2 protein-coding genes are annotated in these 1,360 nt (G+C 58.8%); one reads left to right on the top strand and one right to left on the bottom strand.

Annotation, left to right across the window (positions count from 1 at the left end):
- Nucleotides 1–25: 25 nt before the first annotated feature.
- Complete coding sequence (gene ahpC, locus AC1DOC_RS33795; RefSeq protein ID WP_007830764.1) at nucleotides 26–589, bottom strand: alkyl hydroperoxide reductase subunit C; 564 nt, start codon at nucleotides 587–589, stop codon at nucleotides 26–28.
- A 262-nt stretch (nucleotides 590–851) separates the two neighbouring features.
- Here ahpC and bfr point away from each other — a divergent pair, with 262 nt between their 5' ends.
- Nucleotides 852–1,328: a bacterioferritin gene (gene bfr / locus AC1DOC_RS33790; protein ID WP_012746953.1), complete on the top strand. Its 477-nt coding sequence runs from the start codon at nucleotides 852–854 to the stop codon at nucleotides 1,326–1,328.
- Nucleotides 1,329–1,360: the final 32 nt, after the last annotated feature.

The raw sequence follows: 1,360 nt of genomic DNA, 5'->3' as shown, positions 1-1,360 counted from the left end.
GAGGAGGCCCTCGCGCGGGGGGCGCTTAGATCTTGCCGACGAGGTCGAACGACGGCGCGATGGTCTTGTCGCCTTCGTTCCACTTGGCCGGGCAGACTTCGTTCGGATGGGCGGCGGTGTAGACCGCTGCCTTCAGCTTGCGCAGGGTTTCCTTGACGTCGCGGGCGATTTCGTTGGAGTGCACTTCGGCGGTCTTGATGATGCCTTCCGGATTGATCACGAAGGTGCCGCGCAGTGCCAGGCCTTCTTCGGGGATGTGCACGCCGAAAGCGTTGGTCAGCGTGTGGGTGGGGTCGCCCACCAGGGGGAACTTGGCCTTGCCGACGGCCGGCGACGTGTCGTGCCAGACCTTGTGCGAGAAGTGCGTGTCGGTGGTCACGATGTAGACCTCGGCACCCAGCTTCTGGAACTCGGGGTAGTTGTCGGCCGCGTCTTCGACTTCGGTCGGGCAGTTGAAGGTGAAGGCTGCGGGCATGAAGATCAGCACGGACCATTTGCCCTTGAGCGTCTCGTCGGACACATCGATGAACTTGCCGTTGAGGTAGGCCTGGGTCTTGAAGGGTTGGACTTGGGTGTTGATCAGGGACATGGTGATTCCTTGGATGCTGCGGGTGGACAAAAATAAGTGCGAGCCATGAGTATAACTACCAATCTCATATTTTCAATAGTTATGGGCTATTGAAAGTATTGGAGCTTGCTATGTTTGCGATCGGCTCCGCGCTGTTGTTCGGCAGGCCGCAATACGAACGTGTATCACCATCACACGCATGCAGACCGGTGCAGCATGGGATTGCTTGCAAGGGCTCGCCAGCCCCTCTCACAATCGGTGCTTTCAGAACAAGGAAAAGAACATGAAGGGCGACCCCAAGGTCATCGAACATCTGCAGGCGCAGCTCAAGAACGAGCTCACTGCCATCAACCAGTACTTCCTGCACTACCGCATGCTCAAGCACTGGGGCCTGGACAAGCTGGCCAAGAAGGAATACGAGGAATCGATCGGCGAAATGAAGCACGCCGACAAGCTGATGGACCGCATCTTCATGCTCGACGGCCTGCCGAACCTGCAGGACCTGGGCAAGCTGAACATCGGCGAGGACGTGCCCGAACTGCTGAGCTGCGACCTGGGCGCCGAAACCGGTGCGCAAGCCACCATCAAGGACGGCATCGCCTACTGCGAGACGGTGCGCGACTACGTTTCGCGCGACCTGCTGCAGGAGATCCTGGACGACACGGAAGAACACATCGACTTCCTCGAAACCCAGATCGACCTGATCGACAAGGTCGGCGTGCAGAACTATCTGCAATCGCAGATGGGCGAGATCAGCTGATCCGGCAAGGCCGCAGCGACGTAGTTCTCAAT

The sequence above is a fragment of the Variovorax sp. 01T439_2 genome (assembly GCF_056398445.1).
This window is presented reverse-complemented; position numbering and strand designations above follow the sequence as displayed.

Coding starts and splice junctions, on each gene's coding strand:
- ahpC (WP_007830764.1), bottom strand. CDS start 589: ATGTCCCTGATCAACACCCAAGTCCAACCCTTCAAGACCCAGGCCTAC.
- bfr (WP_012746953.1), top strand. CDS start 852: ATGAAGGGCGACCCCAAGGTCATCGAACATCTGCAGGCGCAGCTCAAG.